This window comes from Pseudomonas sp. St29, assembly GCF_001547915.1.
In the GTDB taxonomy this organism is placed as follows: Bacteria; Pseudomonadota; Gammaproteobacteria; order Pseudomonadales; family Pseudomonadaceae; genus Aquipseudomonas.
On sequence record NZ_AP014628.1, the window covers coordinates 3,549,590 to 3,562,738 of the forward strand.

Annotated in this window: 12 protein-coding genes; 9 read left to right on the top strand and 3 right to left on the bottom strand. The window is 66.3% G+C overall.

Annotated elements, in window-relative coordinates:
- The first annotated feature begins 17 nt into the window (after window positions 1–17).
- From paaA to nhaB, 9 genes are all read left to right on the top strand, one after another.
- Complete coding sequence (gene paaA / locus PST29_RS15880) at window positions 18–1,007, top strand: 1,2-phenylacetyl-CoA epoxidase subunit PaaA (protein WP_060839387.1); 990 nt, start codon at window positions 18–20, stop codon at window positions 1,005–1,007.
- 29 nt (window positions 1,008–1,036) lie between these two features.
- Window positions 1,037–1,318 carry a 1,2-phenylacetyl-CoA epoxidase subunit PaaB gene (paaB, locus tag PST29_RS15885; RefSeq protein ID WP_060843646.1) on the top strand — a complete coding sequence of 94 codons (282 nt, stop codon included), beginning with the start codon at window positions 1,037–1,039 and terminating at the stop codon, window positions 1,316–1,318.
- 8 nt (window positions 1,319–1,326) lie between these two features.
- Window positions 1,327–2,088 (top strand): 1,2-phenylacetyl-CoA epoxidase subunit PaaC, encoded by a 762-nt coding sequence (gene paaC, locus PST29_RS15890; RefSeq protein WP_060843647.1) that lies wholly within the window; start codon window positions 1,327–1,329, stop codon window positions 2,086–2,088.
- Entirely contained in the window at window positions 2,075–2,605 is a 531-nt protein-coding gene (paaD, locus tag PST29_RS15895; RefSeq protein WP_060843648.1) for a 1,2-phenylacetyl-CoA epoxidase subunit PaaD, read from the top strand. The genes paaC and paaD overlap by 14 nt, the downstream gene beginning before the upstream one ends.
- 28 nt (window positions 2,606–2,633) lie before the next feature.
- Window positions 2,634–3,710, top strand: coding sequence for a 1,2-phenylacetyl-CoA epoxidase subunit PaaE (gene paaE, locus PST29_RS15900; protein ID WP_060843649.1), 1,077 nt, complete (start codon window positions 2,634–2,636; stop codon window positions 3,708–3,710).
- Between the two features lie 50 nt (window positions 3,711–3,760).
- The gene (locus PST29_RS15905) at window positions 3,761–4,069 is read left to right on the top strand and encodes a DUF485 domain-containing protein (RefSeq protein WP_060839392.1); all 309 of its coding nucleotides are present in this window, start codon (window positions 3,761–3,763) and stop codon (window positions 4,067–4,069) included.
- Window positions 4,066–5,712, top strand: coding sequence for a cation acetate symporter (locus PST29_RS15910; protein ID WP_060843650.1), 1,647 nt, complete (start codon window positions 4,066–4,068; stop codon window positions 5,710–5,712). Before PST29_RS15905 ends, PST29_RS15910 begins: the two co-directional genes overlap by 4 nt.
- Before the next feature lie 63 nt (window positions 5,713–5,775).
- On the top strand, window positions 5,776–7,830 hold the full coding sequence (gene paaZ / locus PST29_RS15915) for a phenylacetic acid degradation bifunctional protein PaaZ (protein WP_060843651.1): 2,055 nt from the start codon (window positions 5,776–5,778) through the stop codon (window positions 7,828–7,830).
- 320 nt (window positions 7,831–8,150) lie between these two features.
- Window positions 8,151–9,653 (top strand): sodium/proton antiporter NhaB, encoded by a 1,503-nt coding sequence (nhaB, locus tag PST29_RS15920; protein WP_060843652.1) that lies wholly within the window; start codon window positions 8,151–8,153, stop codon window positions 9,651–9,653.
- Between the two features lie 92 nt (window positions 9,654–9,745).
- Here the strand turns inward: nhaB and PST29_RS15925 are convergent, their stop codons facing one another.
- From PST29_RS15925 to gnd, 3 genes are read right to left on the bottom strand one after another with little or no spacing between them, the layout of a single operon-like run.
- The gene (locus PST29_RS15925; RefSeq protein WP_060843653.1) at window positions 9,746–10,567 is read right to left on the bottom strand and encodes a Cof-type HAD-IIB family hydrolase; all 822 of its coding nucleotides are present in this window, start codon (window positions 10,565–10,567) and stop codon (window positions 9,746–9,748) included.
- Window positions 10,564–12,081 carry a glucose-6-phosphate dehydrogenase gene (gene zwf / locus PST29_RS15930; RefSeq protein ID WP_060843654.1) on the bottom strand — a complete coding sequence of 506 codons (1,518 nt, stop codon included), beginning with the start codon at window positions 12,079–12,081 and terminating at the stop codon, window positions 10,564–10,566. The genes PST29_RS15925 and zwf overlap by 4 nt, the downstream gene beginning before the upstream one ends.
- Entirely contained in the window at window positions 12,078–13,058 is a 981-nt protein-coding gene (gene gnd, locus PST29_RS15935; RefSeq protein WP_060839398.1) for a phosphogluconate dehydrogenase (NAD(+)-dependent, decarboxylating), read from the bottom strand. Before gnd ends, zwf begins: the two co-directional genes overlap by 4 nt.
- Window positions 13,059–13,149 lie beyond the last annotated feature (91 nt).

Consider the following 13,149-nt stretch of genomic DNA (forward strand, 5'->3'; position numbering starts at 1 on the left):
AACCCGGGAGACACTGCATGTACGCACAGCTGGTAGACACGGGGGTCAAGCGCATCACGCCGCTGGCAGAAATGTCCGAGCAGGAACGCACCTTCCAGGAAAAAATCGACGGCGAGATCAAGATCGAGGCCAAGAACTGGATGCCCGATGCCTACCGCCAGACGCTGATCCGGCAGATCTCCCAGCACGCCCACTCGGAAATCGTCGGCATGCTGCCGGAAGGCAACTGGGTCACCCGCGCCCCGACCCTCAAGCGCAAGCTGCAACTGATGGCCAAGATCCAGGACGAAGCCGGTCACGGCCTGTACCTGTACAGCGCCATGGAAACCCTGGGCGCCGACCGCGACGAGGAAATCGCCAAGCTCCACAGCGGCCGCGCCAAGTACTCGAGCATCTTCAACTACCCGACCCTGAACTGGGCCGACATGGGCGCGGTGGGCTGGCTGGTGGACGGTGCCGCCATCGTCAACCAGGTGGTGCTGCAGCGCACCTCCTACGGCCCCTACGCCCGGGCCATGGTGCGCATCTGCAAGGAAGAGAGCTTCCACCAGCGCCAGGGCTACGAAATCCTCCTGACCATGATGCGCGAGGGCAACCAGGCGCAGAGGGACATGGTCCAGGACGCCATCAACCGCCTGTGGTGGCCGGCACTGATGATGTTCGGCCCCAGCGACGAACACTCCCCCAACAGCGCCCAGTCCATGGCCTGGAAAATCAAGCGCCAGAGCAACGACGAACTGCGTCAGCGCTTCATCGACCAGACCATCCCGCAGCTGGAGCTGTTGGGCTGCACCTGCCCCGACCCGGACCTGAAGTGGAACGCCGAACGCGGCCACTACGACTTCGGCGAGATCCAGTGGCAGGAATTCTACGAGGTGCTCAAGGGCAATGGCCCATGCAACCAGGAGCGCCTGGAAACCCGCCGCCGGGCCATCGACGACGGCGCCTGGGTGCGGGCCGCCGCCGTGGCCCACGCCCAGAAACAAGCCAACAAGAACGCCGCCTGAGCGCGCCTGCCTGATCCGGAGTCAATCCCATGTCTGAATGGACCCTTTACGAAGTCTTCGTGCGCAGCAAGCACGGCCTCAATCACAAGCATGTGGGCAGCGTGCACGCCGCCGACGCCGCCATGGCCATGACCAACGCCCGGGACCTGTACACCCGGCGCAGCGAAGGCGTGAGCCTGTGGGTAGTGCCCTCGGCGCAGATCGTCGCCTCCTCCCCGGATGACAAGGACCCGCTGTTCGATCCGGCCGACGACAAGGTCTACCGCCACGCCAGCTTCTACCAGCTGCCCCCTGAAGTCGGACACATGTGAGGCCGGCCATGAACCCTGCAAACGATCTGATCAACCACCTGCTGCGCCTGGGCGACAGCGCCCTGATCCAGGGCCAGCGCCTGTGCGAATGGTGCGGCCGGGCCCCGGCCCTGGAAGAAGAACTGGCGCTGATGAACGTCGGCCTCGACCTGGTGGGCCAGGCCCGCAACTGGCTGGACTACGCCGCCGAACGGCTGGCCGATGGCCGCGACGCCGATCACCTGGCCTTCCGTCGTGACGAGCGGGCCTACCGCAACCTGTTGCTGGTGGAACAGCCCAATGGCGATTTCGCGGTGACCCTGCTCAAGCAGTTCTTCTACGACGCCTGGCACCTGGAAACCCTCAAGGGCCTGAGCCAGTCGGCGGATGAGCGGATGGCCGGCATCGCCGCCAAGGCCCTCAAGGAAGTCACCTATCACCTGCGGCGCTCCAGCGAATGGGTCGAGCGCCTGGGAGACGGCACCGAGGAAAGCCACCAGCGCATGCTGCAGGCGATCCCCCGGCTGTGGCGCTTCACTGGCGAGCTGGTCGAGCACCACGCCACGGAAATCGAGCTGCACCGGGCCGGCCTGTGGGCCGATCCGGGCCAGGTGGCCGAGGCCTGGCGCGCCACCGTCGAAACCCACTTCGCCCGGGCCACCCTGCCCGTGCCCGAGGCGCCGAGCCATTTCTACCTGGATGCACGCCGGGGCCTGCACACCGAGCACCTGGGCCCACTGCTGGCCGAGATGCAATTCCTGCCGAGGGCCTACCCCGATGCGGTCTGGTGAACTGATCGGCAGCGACCAGGGCGCGCGGAGCCTGCAACAGGGCGACCTGGACTTGGCCTGGAGCACCCTGGATCAGGTCATGGACCCGGAAGTGCCGGTGGTCAGCGTGCTCGACCTGGGCATCGTCCGCGACCTGGACTGGCAGGCCGGCCATCTGCAGGTGGCGCTGACCCCCACCTACTCCGGCTGCCCGGCCACCGAGGTGATCGAGAACGACATTCGCCAGGCCCTGGAACAGGCCGGCTTCAAGGCTCCGCGCCTGGTGCGCCAACTGACCCCGGCCTGGACCACCGACTGGATCACCGAGCGCGGTCGCCAGCGCCTGCGGGCCTACGGCATCGCGCCGCCCTCGGGCAGCAGCAAGCGCAGCCTGCTGGGGGACGCGCCCCAGGTGCTCTGCCCGCAATGCGGCAGTGCCCACAGCGAGCGCCTCAGCGAGTTCGGCTCCACCGCCTGCAAGGCCCTGTACCGCTGCCGCGACTGCCTGGAACCCTTCGACTATTTCAAGTGCATCTGAGCCGCCCGCGCCTCAGAGGAGAATCACCATGAGCCAGTTCCACCGCTTGACCATCAAGGATGTACGCAGCGAAACCCGCGACGCGGTGTCCATCGCCTTCGAGATTCCCCGGCACCTGCAAGCGCAGTTCCACTTCACCCAGGGCCAGCATCTGGTGCTGCGCACCGAACTGGAGGGCGAGGAAGTCCGGCGCTCCTACTCCATCTGCAGCGGGGTGAATGACGACGAGCTGCGCATCGCGGTGAAACGCGTCAGCGGCGGGCGCTTTTCGGCCTTCGCCAACGAACGGCTCAAGCCCGGGCAGTCGCTGGAGGTCATGCCTCCGGCCGGCCGCTTCCATGTCGAGCTGGAGCCGACCCGTCGCGGCCACTACCTGGCGGTGGCCGCGGGCAGCGGCATCACGCCGATCCTGTCGATCATCAAGAGCACCCTGGAAGGCGAGCCGCTGAGTCGCATCACCCTGCTCTACGGCAACCGCTCCAGCGCCTCGGCGCTGTTTCGCGAACAGCTGGAAGACCTGAAGAACCGTTATCTGCAGCGCCTGAACCTGGTGTTCGTGTTCAGTCGCGAACAGCAGGACATCGACCTCTACAACGGCCGCATCAACCAGGAAAAATGCCGGCAACTGTTTTCCCGCTGGCTCGATGTCAGGCAACTGGACGCGGCCTTCATCTGCGGCCCCCAGGCCATGACCGAAACCGTGCGCGACAGCCTCAAGGCCGCCGGCATGAAGGCCGAGCGCATCCACTTCGAGCTGTTCCATGCCGCCGGCGACGGCCAGAAGCGCCAGGCCCGGGAAGCCGCCCGCGCCCAGGACCCGCAGGTCAGCCGGATCACGGTGATCAGCGACGGTCGGGCCCTGGCCTTTGATCTGCCGCGCAACAGCCAGAGCCTGCTGGATGCCGGCAACGCCCAGGGCGCCGAACTGCCCTATTCGTGCAAGGCCGGGGTCTGCTCCACCTGCAAGTGCAAGGTCATCGAAGGCGAGGTGGAAATGGACAGCAACCACGCCCTGGAAGACTACGAAGTGGCGGCCGGTTATGTGCTGTCCTGCCAGTCCTATCCCCTCAGCGACAAGGTGGTCCTGGACTTCGACCAGCCCTGAACCCAGCGTCGGTACGCGTGCCCCAGAACAACAATAAGAGAGAACCGCCCATGAGCCCGCAAGAAATAGACCGCATCACCCGCCACCCGGACTTTATCCAGCTGGTCCGGCGCAAGCAGCGACTCTACTGGTCCCTGACCCTGGTCATGCTCCTGGCCTACTACGGCTTCGTTTTGCTGGTGGCCTTCAATCCCGGCCTGCTGGGCCGCTCGCTGTCCGGCGGGGCCACCAGCGTCGGCATGCCGGTGGGCGTGGCGATGATTCTCCTGGCCTTTGCCCTCACCGGTCTTTATGTGTATCGCAGCAACCGGCTGCTGGACCCGCTGAACGACAAACTCAAGCGCGAGTGCCGGTCATGAAGCGCCTTGCAGGAGCCTTCCTGCTGCCCTGCCTGCTGGCCTGGGACCTGGCCCTGGCCGCCGACGACAGCGCCCGCCCGCTGAACGAGAACGCCATCGGCATGTTCCTGGTGTTCGTCCTGCTGACCCTGGGCATCACCCGCTGGGCCGCCCTGCGCACCCGCTCGGCCAAGGACTTCTACACCGCCGGCGGCGGCATGAGCGGCCTGCAGAACGGCCTGGCGATTGCCGGAGACATGATCTCCGCTGCGTCCTTCCTGGGCATCTCGGCCATGATGTTTCTCAACGGCTACGACGGCCTGCTGTACGCCCTCGGGGTGCTGGCCGGCTGGCCGATCATCCTGTTCCTGATCGCCGAACGCCTGCGCAACCTGGGCACCTACACCTTCGCCGACGTGGTGTCCTATCGCCTGGCCCAGACGCCGGTGCGCCTGACCTCGGCGTTCGGCACCCTGACCGTGGCCCTGATGTACCTGGTGGCGCAGATGGTCGGCGCCGGCAAGCTGATCGAACTGCTGTTCGGCCTCAGCTACCTCCACGCGGTGATGCTGGTGGGCCTGCTGATGGTCTGCTACGTGACCTTCGGCGGCATGCTGGCCACCACCTGGGTGCAGATCATCAAGGCGGTGATGCTGCTCTCGGGCACCAGCTTCATGGCCTTCATGGTGCTCAAGCACTTCGGTTTCAGCAGCGAGGCGCTGTTCGCCCGCGCCAGCGAGGTGCACGCCAAGGGCAGCGCGATCATGGCCCCCGGCGGGCTGCTGTCGAACCCCATCGACGCCATTTCCCTGGGGCTGGGGATGATGTTCGGCACCGCCGGGCTGCCCCATATCCTCATGCGTTTCTTCACCGTCAGCGACGCCCGGGAAGCGCGCAAGAGCGTGCTCTATGCCACAGGCTTCATCGGCTATTTCTATCTGTTGCTGATCGTGGTCGGCTTCGGCGCGATCGTCATGGTCGGCACCGAGCCCGAGTATCGCGACGCCAGCGGCGCGATCATCGGCGGCGCCAACATGATCGCGGTGCACCTGGCCCAGGCGGTGGGCGGCAACCTGTTCCTGGGTTTCATCTCGGCCGTGGCCTTCGCCACCATCCTTGCGGTGGTGGCCGGGCTGGCGCTGTCCGGCGCCTCGGCGGTGTCCCACGACCTGTATGCCTGCGTGATGCGCCAAGGCCAGGCCAGCACCCAGCAGGAAATGCGCGTCTCGAAGATCGCCACCCTGTGCATCGGCGTCCTGGCGGTGCTGCTGGGCCTGCTGTTCGAATCGCAGAACATCGCCTTTCTCTCGGGGCTGGTGCTGGCGATTGCCGCGTCGGTGAATTTCCCCGTGCTGTTTCTTTCCATGTTCTGGAAAGGCCTGACCACCCGGGGCGCGGTGGGCGGCAGCCTGGCCGGGCTGATCTCGGCAATCGTCCTGCTGATCCTCAGCCCGGCGGTCTGGGTCAATGTGCTGCACCACCCCCAGGCGCTGTTTCCCTACGCCAACCCGGCGCTGTTCTCCATGAGCCTGGCGTTCCTTACGGCCTGGGCCTTGTCCGTCAGCGACCGCTCGCCCCGGGCCGAGCTGGAGCGCGGCCGCTACCTGGCGCAGTTCATCCGGTCCATGACCGGCATCGGCGCTGGCGGCGCCAGCCATCACTGAGTTGTCTCCCGGCGCCCGGTACGGTGCGCCGGCCCTCACTTGACCCTTCGGAGCCTTTCTCCCATGCCACAGTCTCCTACCCTGCAAAGCTTTATCGGCGGCCGCTGGATCGGCCAGCACCCGGCCCAGGCCTTGCGCAGCGCCATCGACGGCCATGAAGTGGCGCGCACCCATGAAGAGCCCCTGGACTTCGCCGAAGCGCTGCAACATGGCCGCGTGAACGGCGCCCGAGCCCTGCTGGCCCTGGATTTCCAGGAGCGCGCCCGGCGCCTCAAGGCCCTGGCGCTGTACCTTGGCGAGCGCAAGGAACAGCTGTACGCCCTGTCCCACCACAGTGGCGCGACCCGGGCCGACAGCTGGATCGACATCGAGGGCGGCAACAGCACCCTGTTCAGCTATGCCGGGCTCGGCGCCCGCGAGCTGCCCTCGGGCAACCTGCTGCACGAAGGCCCGGCACAGACCCTGAGCAAGCTCGGCAGTTTTGCCGGCACCCATATCCTGGTGCCCCGTGGCGGCGTGGCGGTGCACATCAACGCCTTCAACTTTCCCATCTGGGGCATGCTGGAAAAGTTCGCCCCCTGCTTTCTCGCCGGCATGCCCTGCATCGTCAAACCGGCCAGTGCCACCAGCTACCTGACCGAGGCGGCGGTGCGCCTGATGCATGAGTCCGGCCTGTTGCCCGAAGGCAGCCTGCAACTGGTGATCGGCGGCACCGGCGATCTGCTCGATCGCCTGCAAGGCCAGGACCTGGTGACCTTCACCGGTTCGGCGGTCACCGCCGCCACGCTGCGGGCCAACCCCAACCTGATCCGCCACTCGGTGCCCTTCAACGCCGAGGCCGATTCGCTGAACTGCGCGATCCTGGCGCCGGACGTGACCCCGGACGACCCGGAGTTCGAGCTGTTCATCAAGGAAGTGGTGCGGGAAATGACGGTCAAGGCCGGGCAGAAATGCACCGCTATCCGGCGCGCCATCGTTCCGGCCAGGCAGTTGGACGCCGTGGCCACGGGCTTGCGCGAACGCCTGGCGAAGGTGGTGGTCGGCGATCCGTCGCTGGAAGGCGTGCGCATGGGCGCCCTGGCCTCCCACGCGCAACAGCGGGACGTGGCCGAGCGCCTGGAAAGCCTGCTGCACAGCAGCGACCTGTTGTTCGGCGCCCGGGACGGCTTCGAGCCCCGGGGCGAAAACGTCAGCCAGGGCGCATTCTTTGCCCCGACCCTGCTGCTGGCCCGCGACCCCCTGGCCCAGGGCGGCGCCCACGATATCGAGGCCTTTGGTCCGGTCAGCAGCCTGATGGCCTACGACGACCTGGACCAGGCCCTGGAACTGGCCGCCCGTGGCAAGGGCAGCCTGGTGGCCAGCCTGGTGACCAAGGACCCGGGCATCGCCGCCCAGGTCATCCCCCGGGCCGCGGCCTGGCACGGCCGGCTGCTGGTCCTGGACCGCGAGTGCGCCGGCGAATCCACCGGCCACGGCTCGCCACTGCCGCAACTCAAGCACGGCGGCCCGGGTCGCGCCGGTGGCGGTGAAGAGCTGGGCGGCCTGCGGGCGGTCAAGCACTACCTGCAGCGGGCCGCGGTGCAGGGGTCCCCGAGCATGCTGGCGGCAGTGACCGGTGAATACGTGCGCGGCGCCAAGGTCATCGAAACCGAGGTCCACCCGTTCCGCCGACACTTCCAGGACCTGCAGGTCGGTGAATCCCTGCTGACCCACCGGCGCACCGTGACCGAGGCCGACCTGGTGAATTTCGGCTGCCTGTCGGGGGACCACTTCTATATGCACTTCGACGAGATTGCCGCCAAGCAGTCGCAGTTCGGCAAGCGCATTGCCCACGGCTATTTCGTGCTCTCGGCGGCGGCCGGTCTGTTCGTCTCCCCGGGGCCGGGCCCGGTCCTGGCCAACTATGGCCTGGACACACTGCGCTTCATCAGCCCGGTGGGCATTGGCGACACCCTGCAGGCGCGCCTGACCTGCAAGCGCAAGATCGATCAGGGCAAGCAGAGCCCCCAGGGCACGCCGCAAGGGGTGGTGGCCTGGGACGTGGAAGTGACCAACCAGCTGGGTGAGCTGGTGGCCAGCTACGACATCCTGACCCTGGTCGCCAAGCGCCCCGACTAAACCCCACCCCCAGGCAGGCGCTGGCGGGCCAGCGAAGGCGTCCTTGAACGCTGCGCAAGACTCACAGGCCCATTCGTCGGCAAGCCGGCGCCTGCAAGAGCACCCCCGATGGTGTGCCGAGCGTAGGCGCTGGCTTGCCGGCGAAGGCGCCCAGCGGCACTGTGCAGGACCCAAGGGCCTGCTCGCCGGCAAGCCGGCGCCTACGAGGGTGGGGGCCGGATCGCTTGGGTGGAGGCGATTGTCGCAAAAGATTTCATCAATTCTTGATTCTCAATTCGCCATGCGGCAAGTTGCGCGCTTCTCAACACAAGGAGCAGCCCATGTCCGGCTCAATGGCCCAGGCGTTTGCGCACAATTTTCTCGGCCAGTCCCCACGTTGGTACAAGGCCAGCATCCTCGCCTTCCTGCTGCTCAATCCCCTGCTGTACTACTGGGTCAGCCCGGCGGCGGCCGGATGGTGCCTGGTGATCGAGTTCATCTTCACCCTGGCCATGGCCCTCAAGTGCTACCCCTTGATGCCCGGCGGCCTGCTGCTGGTGGAGGCGCTGCTGCTGGGCATGGCCACGCCCCAGGCCCTGTATGACGAACTGGTGCACAACTTCCCGGTGATCCTGCTGCTGATGTTCATGGTGGCCGGCATCTATTTCATGAAGGAACTGCTGCTGTTCCTGTTCTCCCGGCTACTGCTGGGGGTGCGTTCCAAGGCGCTGCTGGGCTTGCTGTTCTGCTTTCTGTCGGCCTTTCTCTCGGCCTTTCTCGACGCCCTGACCGTCACCGCAGTGATCATCAGCGCCGCCGTGGGCTTCTACTCGGTGTACCACCGGGTGGCCTCCGGCAATGACCCGCGCCAGGACAGCGCCTTTGGCGACGACCAGCACCTGCCGACCCTGCATCACGACGACCTGCAGCAGTTCCGTGCCTTTCTGCGCAGCCTGTTGATGCACGGCGCCGTGGGCACGGCCCTGGGCGGCGTGTGCACCCTGGTGGGTGAACCGCAGAACCTGTTGATCGGCCACGAGATGGGCTGGCACTTCGCCGAGTTCTTCAGCAAGGTGGCGCCGGTGTCCCTGCCGGTGCTGGCGGCGGGGCTGGCGACCTGCGTGCTGCTGGAAAAACTGCGCTGGTTCGGTTACGGCACCCTGCTGCCGGACAACGTGCGCCGGGTGCTGGCCAACTACGCCGCCGAAGACGATGCCCAGCGCAGCGCGCGGCAACGGGCGGCCCTGCTGGTGCAGGGGCTGGCGGCCTTGATCCTGATTGTCGGCCTGGCCCTGCATGTGGCCGAAGTCGGGCTGATCGGGCTGTTGGTGATCGTGCTGATCACCGCCTTCACCGGGATTACCGATGAGCACCGGCTGGGCAACGCCTTCAAGGACGCCATGCCCTTCACCGCCCTGCTGGTGGTGTTCTTTGCCGTGGTCGCAGTGATTCACCAGCAGCAACTGTTCGTGCCGCTGATCCAGTGGGTGCTGGCGCTGCCGCAGGAGCAGCAACCGGGCATGCTGTTCATCGCCAATGGCCTGCTGTCGGCGATCAGTGACAACGTGTTCGTCGCCACCATCTACATCACCGAAGTGAAACGGGCCTTCGTCGCCGGACAGATGAGCCGCGAACACTTCGAGACCCTGGCGATCGCCATCAACACCGGCACCAACCTGCCCAGCGTGGCCACGCCCAACGGCCAGGCGGCGTTCCTGTTCCTGCTGACGTCGGCGATTGCGCCGCTGGTTCGCCTGTCCTACGGCCGCATGGTGTGGATGGCCCTGCCCTACACCGTGGTCATGGGCCTGCTGGGCTGGTACGCGGTGAGCTACTGGCTGTAGGCACTGCCGCGCCGCCTCGGGGCTGGACGTTGCGGCGCGCTTGAATCGATAGCAGCAAGCCCGTGGCCCGGCGCAACGCCCGTCCATGCTCCTCAGCGCAGGAGGATGTAGCGCTCGATGGCCTCGGCGGCGCCGTCTTCCAGGTTGCTGCCGGTGATCACATCCGCCTGGCGCTTGACCTGCTCCTGCGCCTGGCCCATGGCAATCGACAGGCCGGCACGCTGGAACATCGCCGGGTCGTTGCCGCCATCCCCCAGCGCCGCGGTGCGCTGCAACGGCACGCCCAGGTACTCGGCCAGGGTGGCCAGGGCCTGCCCCTTGTCCGCCTGCAGGGCGGTGACATCAAGGAACCTGGGTTGGGAACGGGACGCCTGGGCCTGCCCGGCGGTGCTTGCATGCAAGCGAGCCTCCAGCTCCACCAGCAACCGATGGTCGCTGCTGGCGGCCACGATCTTGTCGATGCGCGGCAGGTACTCCTCGAAACTGTCCACCACTTTCGGCCCAAAGCCCAGCGCCTGGCGCTCCAGGGGCATGAGGGCGCCATCGAGGTGGCGCAGCAGCCATTGGTTGTCGGCGAACACCCAAGTCTCGATCTGCGGGAACGCTTCGAACAGCAGCAAGGCGCTCACCGCCGCTGGCACCGGCACATGATGGCGAACCAGAAAGCGGCCATCGGGCCTGACGATGCTGCCGCCATTGAACCCCGCTGTCGGCAGGTCCACGCCCAGGGCCTCGATCTGCTGCTGCATGGCCCGCGGCGGTCGGCCGGTGGCCAGGCTGAACGCCACCCCGGCCTCGCGCAAGGCGCGAACGGCATCGAGGGTGCGGGGGCTGATGCTGTGGTCGGGACGCAACAGGGTGCCGTCCATGTCACTGAGCAGGAACTGGATCGGCGGCGCCTTGGAGACACTCATCCGAGGGGGCGCCAGACCCGGCCGTCCCGCGCCAGCAGCTCGTCGCCGGCCGCCGGGCCATCGGTGCCGGCGGGATAAGGCTGCACACTGGAGTCCTGCTTCCAGGCATCGAGAAAGGGCTGTACCGCACGCCAGCCGTTCTCGATGTTGTCGGCGCGCTGAAACAGGGTCTGGTCGCCGATCAGGCAGTCATAGATCAGCGTCTCGTAGCCGGTGGACGGTTGCATTTCGAAGAAATCGCGGTAGGCAAAGCCCAACTCGATATTGGCCATGTCCAGGCTCGGCCCGGGCCGCTTGGCCAGCAGATCGAACCATACACCCTCATTGGGCTGGATCTGGATCAGCAGGTAGGTCGGCGACAGGCGCTCGACCTCGGTGTCACGGAATTGCGCATAAGGCGCCGGCTTGAAGCAGATGACGATCTCGGTGTCGCGCACGCTCATGCGCTTGCCGGTACGCAGGTAGAACGGCACCCCGACCCAGCGCCAGTTGTCGATCATCACCTTCAGCGCGACATAGGTTTCGGTATTGCTGTCCGGCGCCACATTGGCCTCGTCGCGATAACCCGGCACCGGCTTGCCGTCCGCCACGGCGGCACTGTACTGACCGCGCACCGAATTGGCCCGGGCCTCTTCCAGGGACCAGGGGCGGATCGCCCCCACGACCTTGGCCTTCTCGCCGCGCACCGCGTCGGCGCCAAAGGCCGCCGGGGGCTCCATCGCCACCATCGCCAACAGCTGGAACAGGTGATTGGGCACCATGTCCCGCAGAGCGCCGGTGTGTTCATAAAAGCTGCCACGGGTTTCGACCCCGACGGTTTCCGCCGCGGTGATCTGCACGTGGTCGATGTAATGATTGTTCCAGAACGCTTCGAACAGGCTGTTGGAGAACCGGCTGACCAGAATATTCTGCACGGTTTCCTTGCCCAGGTAATGGTCGATGCGATAGATCTGCTTTTCGCTCATGACCTTGAGCAGGCAGGCGTTGAGGGCTTCGGCGGTCTGCAGGTCGGAGCCGAAGGGCTTCTCGATCACCACCCGGCGAAAGCCATCCTCCCGCTCCTCCAGCAGCCCCGCCGCCCCCAGCCGCTGCACCACTTCACCAAAGAAGCGCGGCGCGGTGGCCAGGTAGAACACCGCATTGCCGGTGCCACTGGCGGCAATCCGTGCTGCCAGCTCGACATAGGTGGAATCGTCGAGGAAATCGCCCTGGACGTAGCGGATGCCTCGGGTCAGGCGGGCCCAAACGGCGGCGTCCACCGACGCCCCCTGGCCTTGTTTGTTCAGCACTTCATCGCGAAGGAAGTCTTCCAGCAGCGTGGCGAACTCGGCGTCGCTCACCGCATTGTGGTCGACGCCGACAATCCGCAGTCCCTCATCCAGCAAGCCGTCGCGGCTCAGGTTGTACAGCGCCGGGGTCAACAGGCGCTTGACCAGATCGCCCCGGGCACCGAACAGGAACAGCGTGGTCGGCGGCGCCGGCAACGCCTTGGACTTCTTTCGCGTGGCGGTCATTTCTTCCCGCTCTCCACATGGCCGCCAAAGCCGAAGCGCATGGCCGAGAGCAGTTTGTCGCCGTAGGTGCCCTGGCCGCGGGAGCGGTAACGGGAGAACAGCGAGTTGGACAGCACCGGCACCGGCACCGCCTGCTCCATGGCCGCTTCGATGGTCCAGCGCCCTTCGCCGCTGTCGGCCACGGAGCCGGAAAAGCCTTCGAGTTTCGGATCGCCGGCCAGGGCATCGGCGGTCAGGTCCAGGAGCCAGGACGACACCACGCTGCCACGACGCCAGACTTCGGCGATGTCCGCCACGTTCAGGTCAAAACGCTGATCCTGCGGCAGGATGTCCGACGACTTGGTCTTGAGAATGTCGAAGCCCTCGGCGAAGGCCTGCATCATCCCGTACTCGATGCCGTTGTGGATCATCTTGACGAAGTGTCCGGCACCGGCGGGACCGGCGTGGATGTAGCCGCGCTCGGCACGGTCGTCAGCGGCGACCCGATCCTTGGTCCGTGGGATCGAACCCAGGCCCGGGGCCAGGGCCGCGAACAGCGGATCCAGGCGCAGCACCTCATCGGCGTCGCCGCCGATCATCATGCAGTAGCCGCGCTCCAGGCCCCAGACGCCGCCGGAGGTGCCGACGTCGATGTACTTCAGGCCCTTTTGCGCCAGATCGCGGGCGCGACGGATGTCGTCCTTATAGTAGGTGTTGCCGCCGTCAATGATGACGTCACCCGGTTCCAGCAACTGGCTGAGGGTATCGATGGTGTCTTCGGTGGGTTCGCCGGCGGGCAGCATGACCCAGACGGCGCGGGGTTTTTCCAGGCCGGCCACCAGGGCCGGCAGATCGGCGACGCCCTTGGCGCCTTCGGCGGCCAGGGTGCTGACGAACTCGGTGTTGCGGTCAAAGACTACGGTTTCGTGCCCATTGAGCATCAGGCGCCGTGCAATGTTACCGCCCATGCGGCCCAGTCCAATAATCCCCAGTTGCATGTGCTGATGCTCCTACTGCAAAAAATTCAGATCAAAAAATGTATAGCCCAATGGGCCGGTACCCACTTCAAGGGGCGCAACTATACAAGGC

Excerpts from the sequence above, each read along its gene's own strand:
- paaA (WP_060839387.1), top strand. The coding sequence starts at position 18 with ATGTACGCACAGCTGGTAGACACGGGGGTCAAGCGCATCACGCCGCTG.
- paaB (WP_060843646.1), top strand. The coding sequence starts at position 1,037 with ATGTCTGAATGGACCCTTTACGAAGTCTTCGTGCGCAGCAAGCACGGC.
- paaC (WP_060843647.1), top strand. The coding sequence starts at position 1,327 with ATGAACCCTGCAAACGATCTGATCAACCACCTGCTGCGCCTGGGCGAC.
- paaD (WP_060843648.1), top strand. The coding sequence starts at position 2,075 with ATGCGGTCTGGTGAACTGATCGGCAGCGACCAGGGCGCGCGGAGCCTG.
- paaE (WP_060843649.1), top strand. The coding sequence starts at position 2,634 with ATGAGCCAGTTCCACCGCTTGACCATCAAGGATGTACGCAGCGAAACC.
- PST29_RS15905 (WP_060839392.1), top strand. The coding sequence starts at position 3,761 with ATGAGCCCGCAAGAAATAGACCGCATCACCCGCCACCCGGACTTTATC.
- PST29_RS15910 (WP_060843650.1), top strand. The coding sequence starts at position 4,066 with ATGAAGCGCCTTGCAGGAGCCTTCCTGCTGCCCTGCCTGCTGGCCTGG.
- paaZ (WP_060843651.1), top strand. The coding sequence starts at position 5,776 with ATGCCACAGTCTCCTACCCTGCAAAGCTTTATCGGCGGCCGCTGGATC.
- nhaB (WP_060843652.1), top strand. The coding sequence starts at position 8,151 with ATGTCCGGCTCAATGGCCCAGGCGTTTGCGCACAATTTTCTCGGCCAG.
- PST29_RS15925 (WP_060843653.1), bottom strand. The coding sequence starts at position 10,567 with ATGAGTGTCTCCAAGGCGCCGCCGATCCAGTTCCTGCTCAGTGACATG.
- zwf (WP_060843654.1), bottom strand. The coding sequence starts at position 12,081 with ATGACCGCCACGCGAAAGAAGTCCAAGGCGTTGCCGGCGCCGCCGACC.
- gnd (WP_060839398.1), bottom strand. The coding sequence starts at position 13,058 with ATGCAACTGGGGATTATTGGACTGGGCCGCATGGGCGGTAACATTGCA.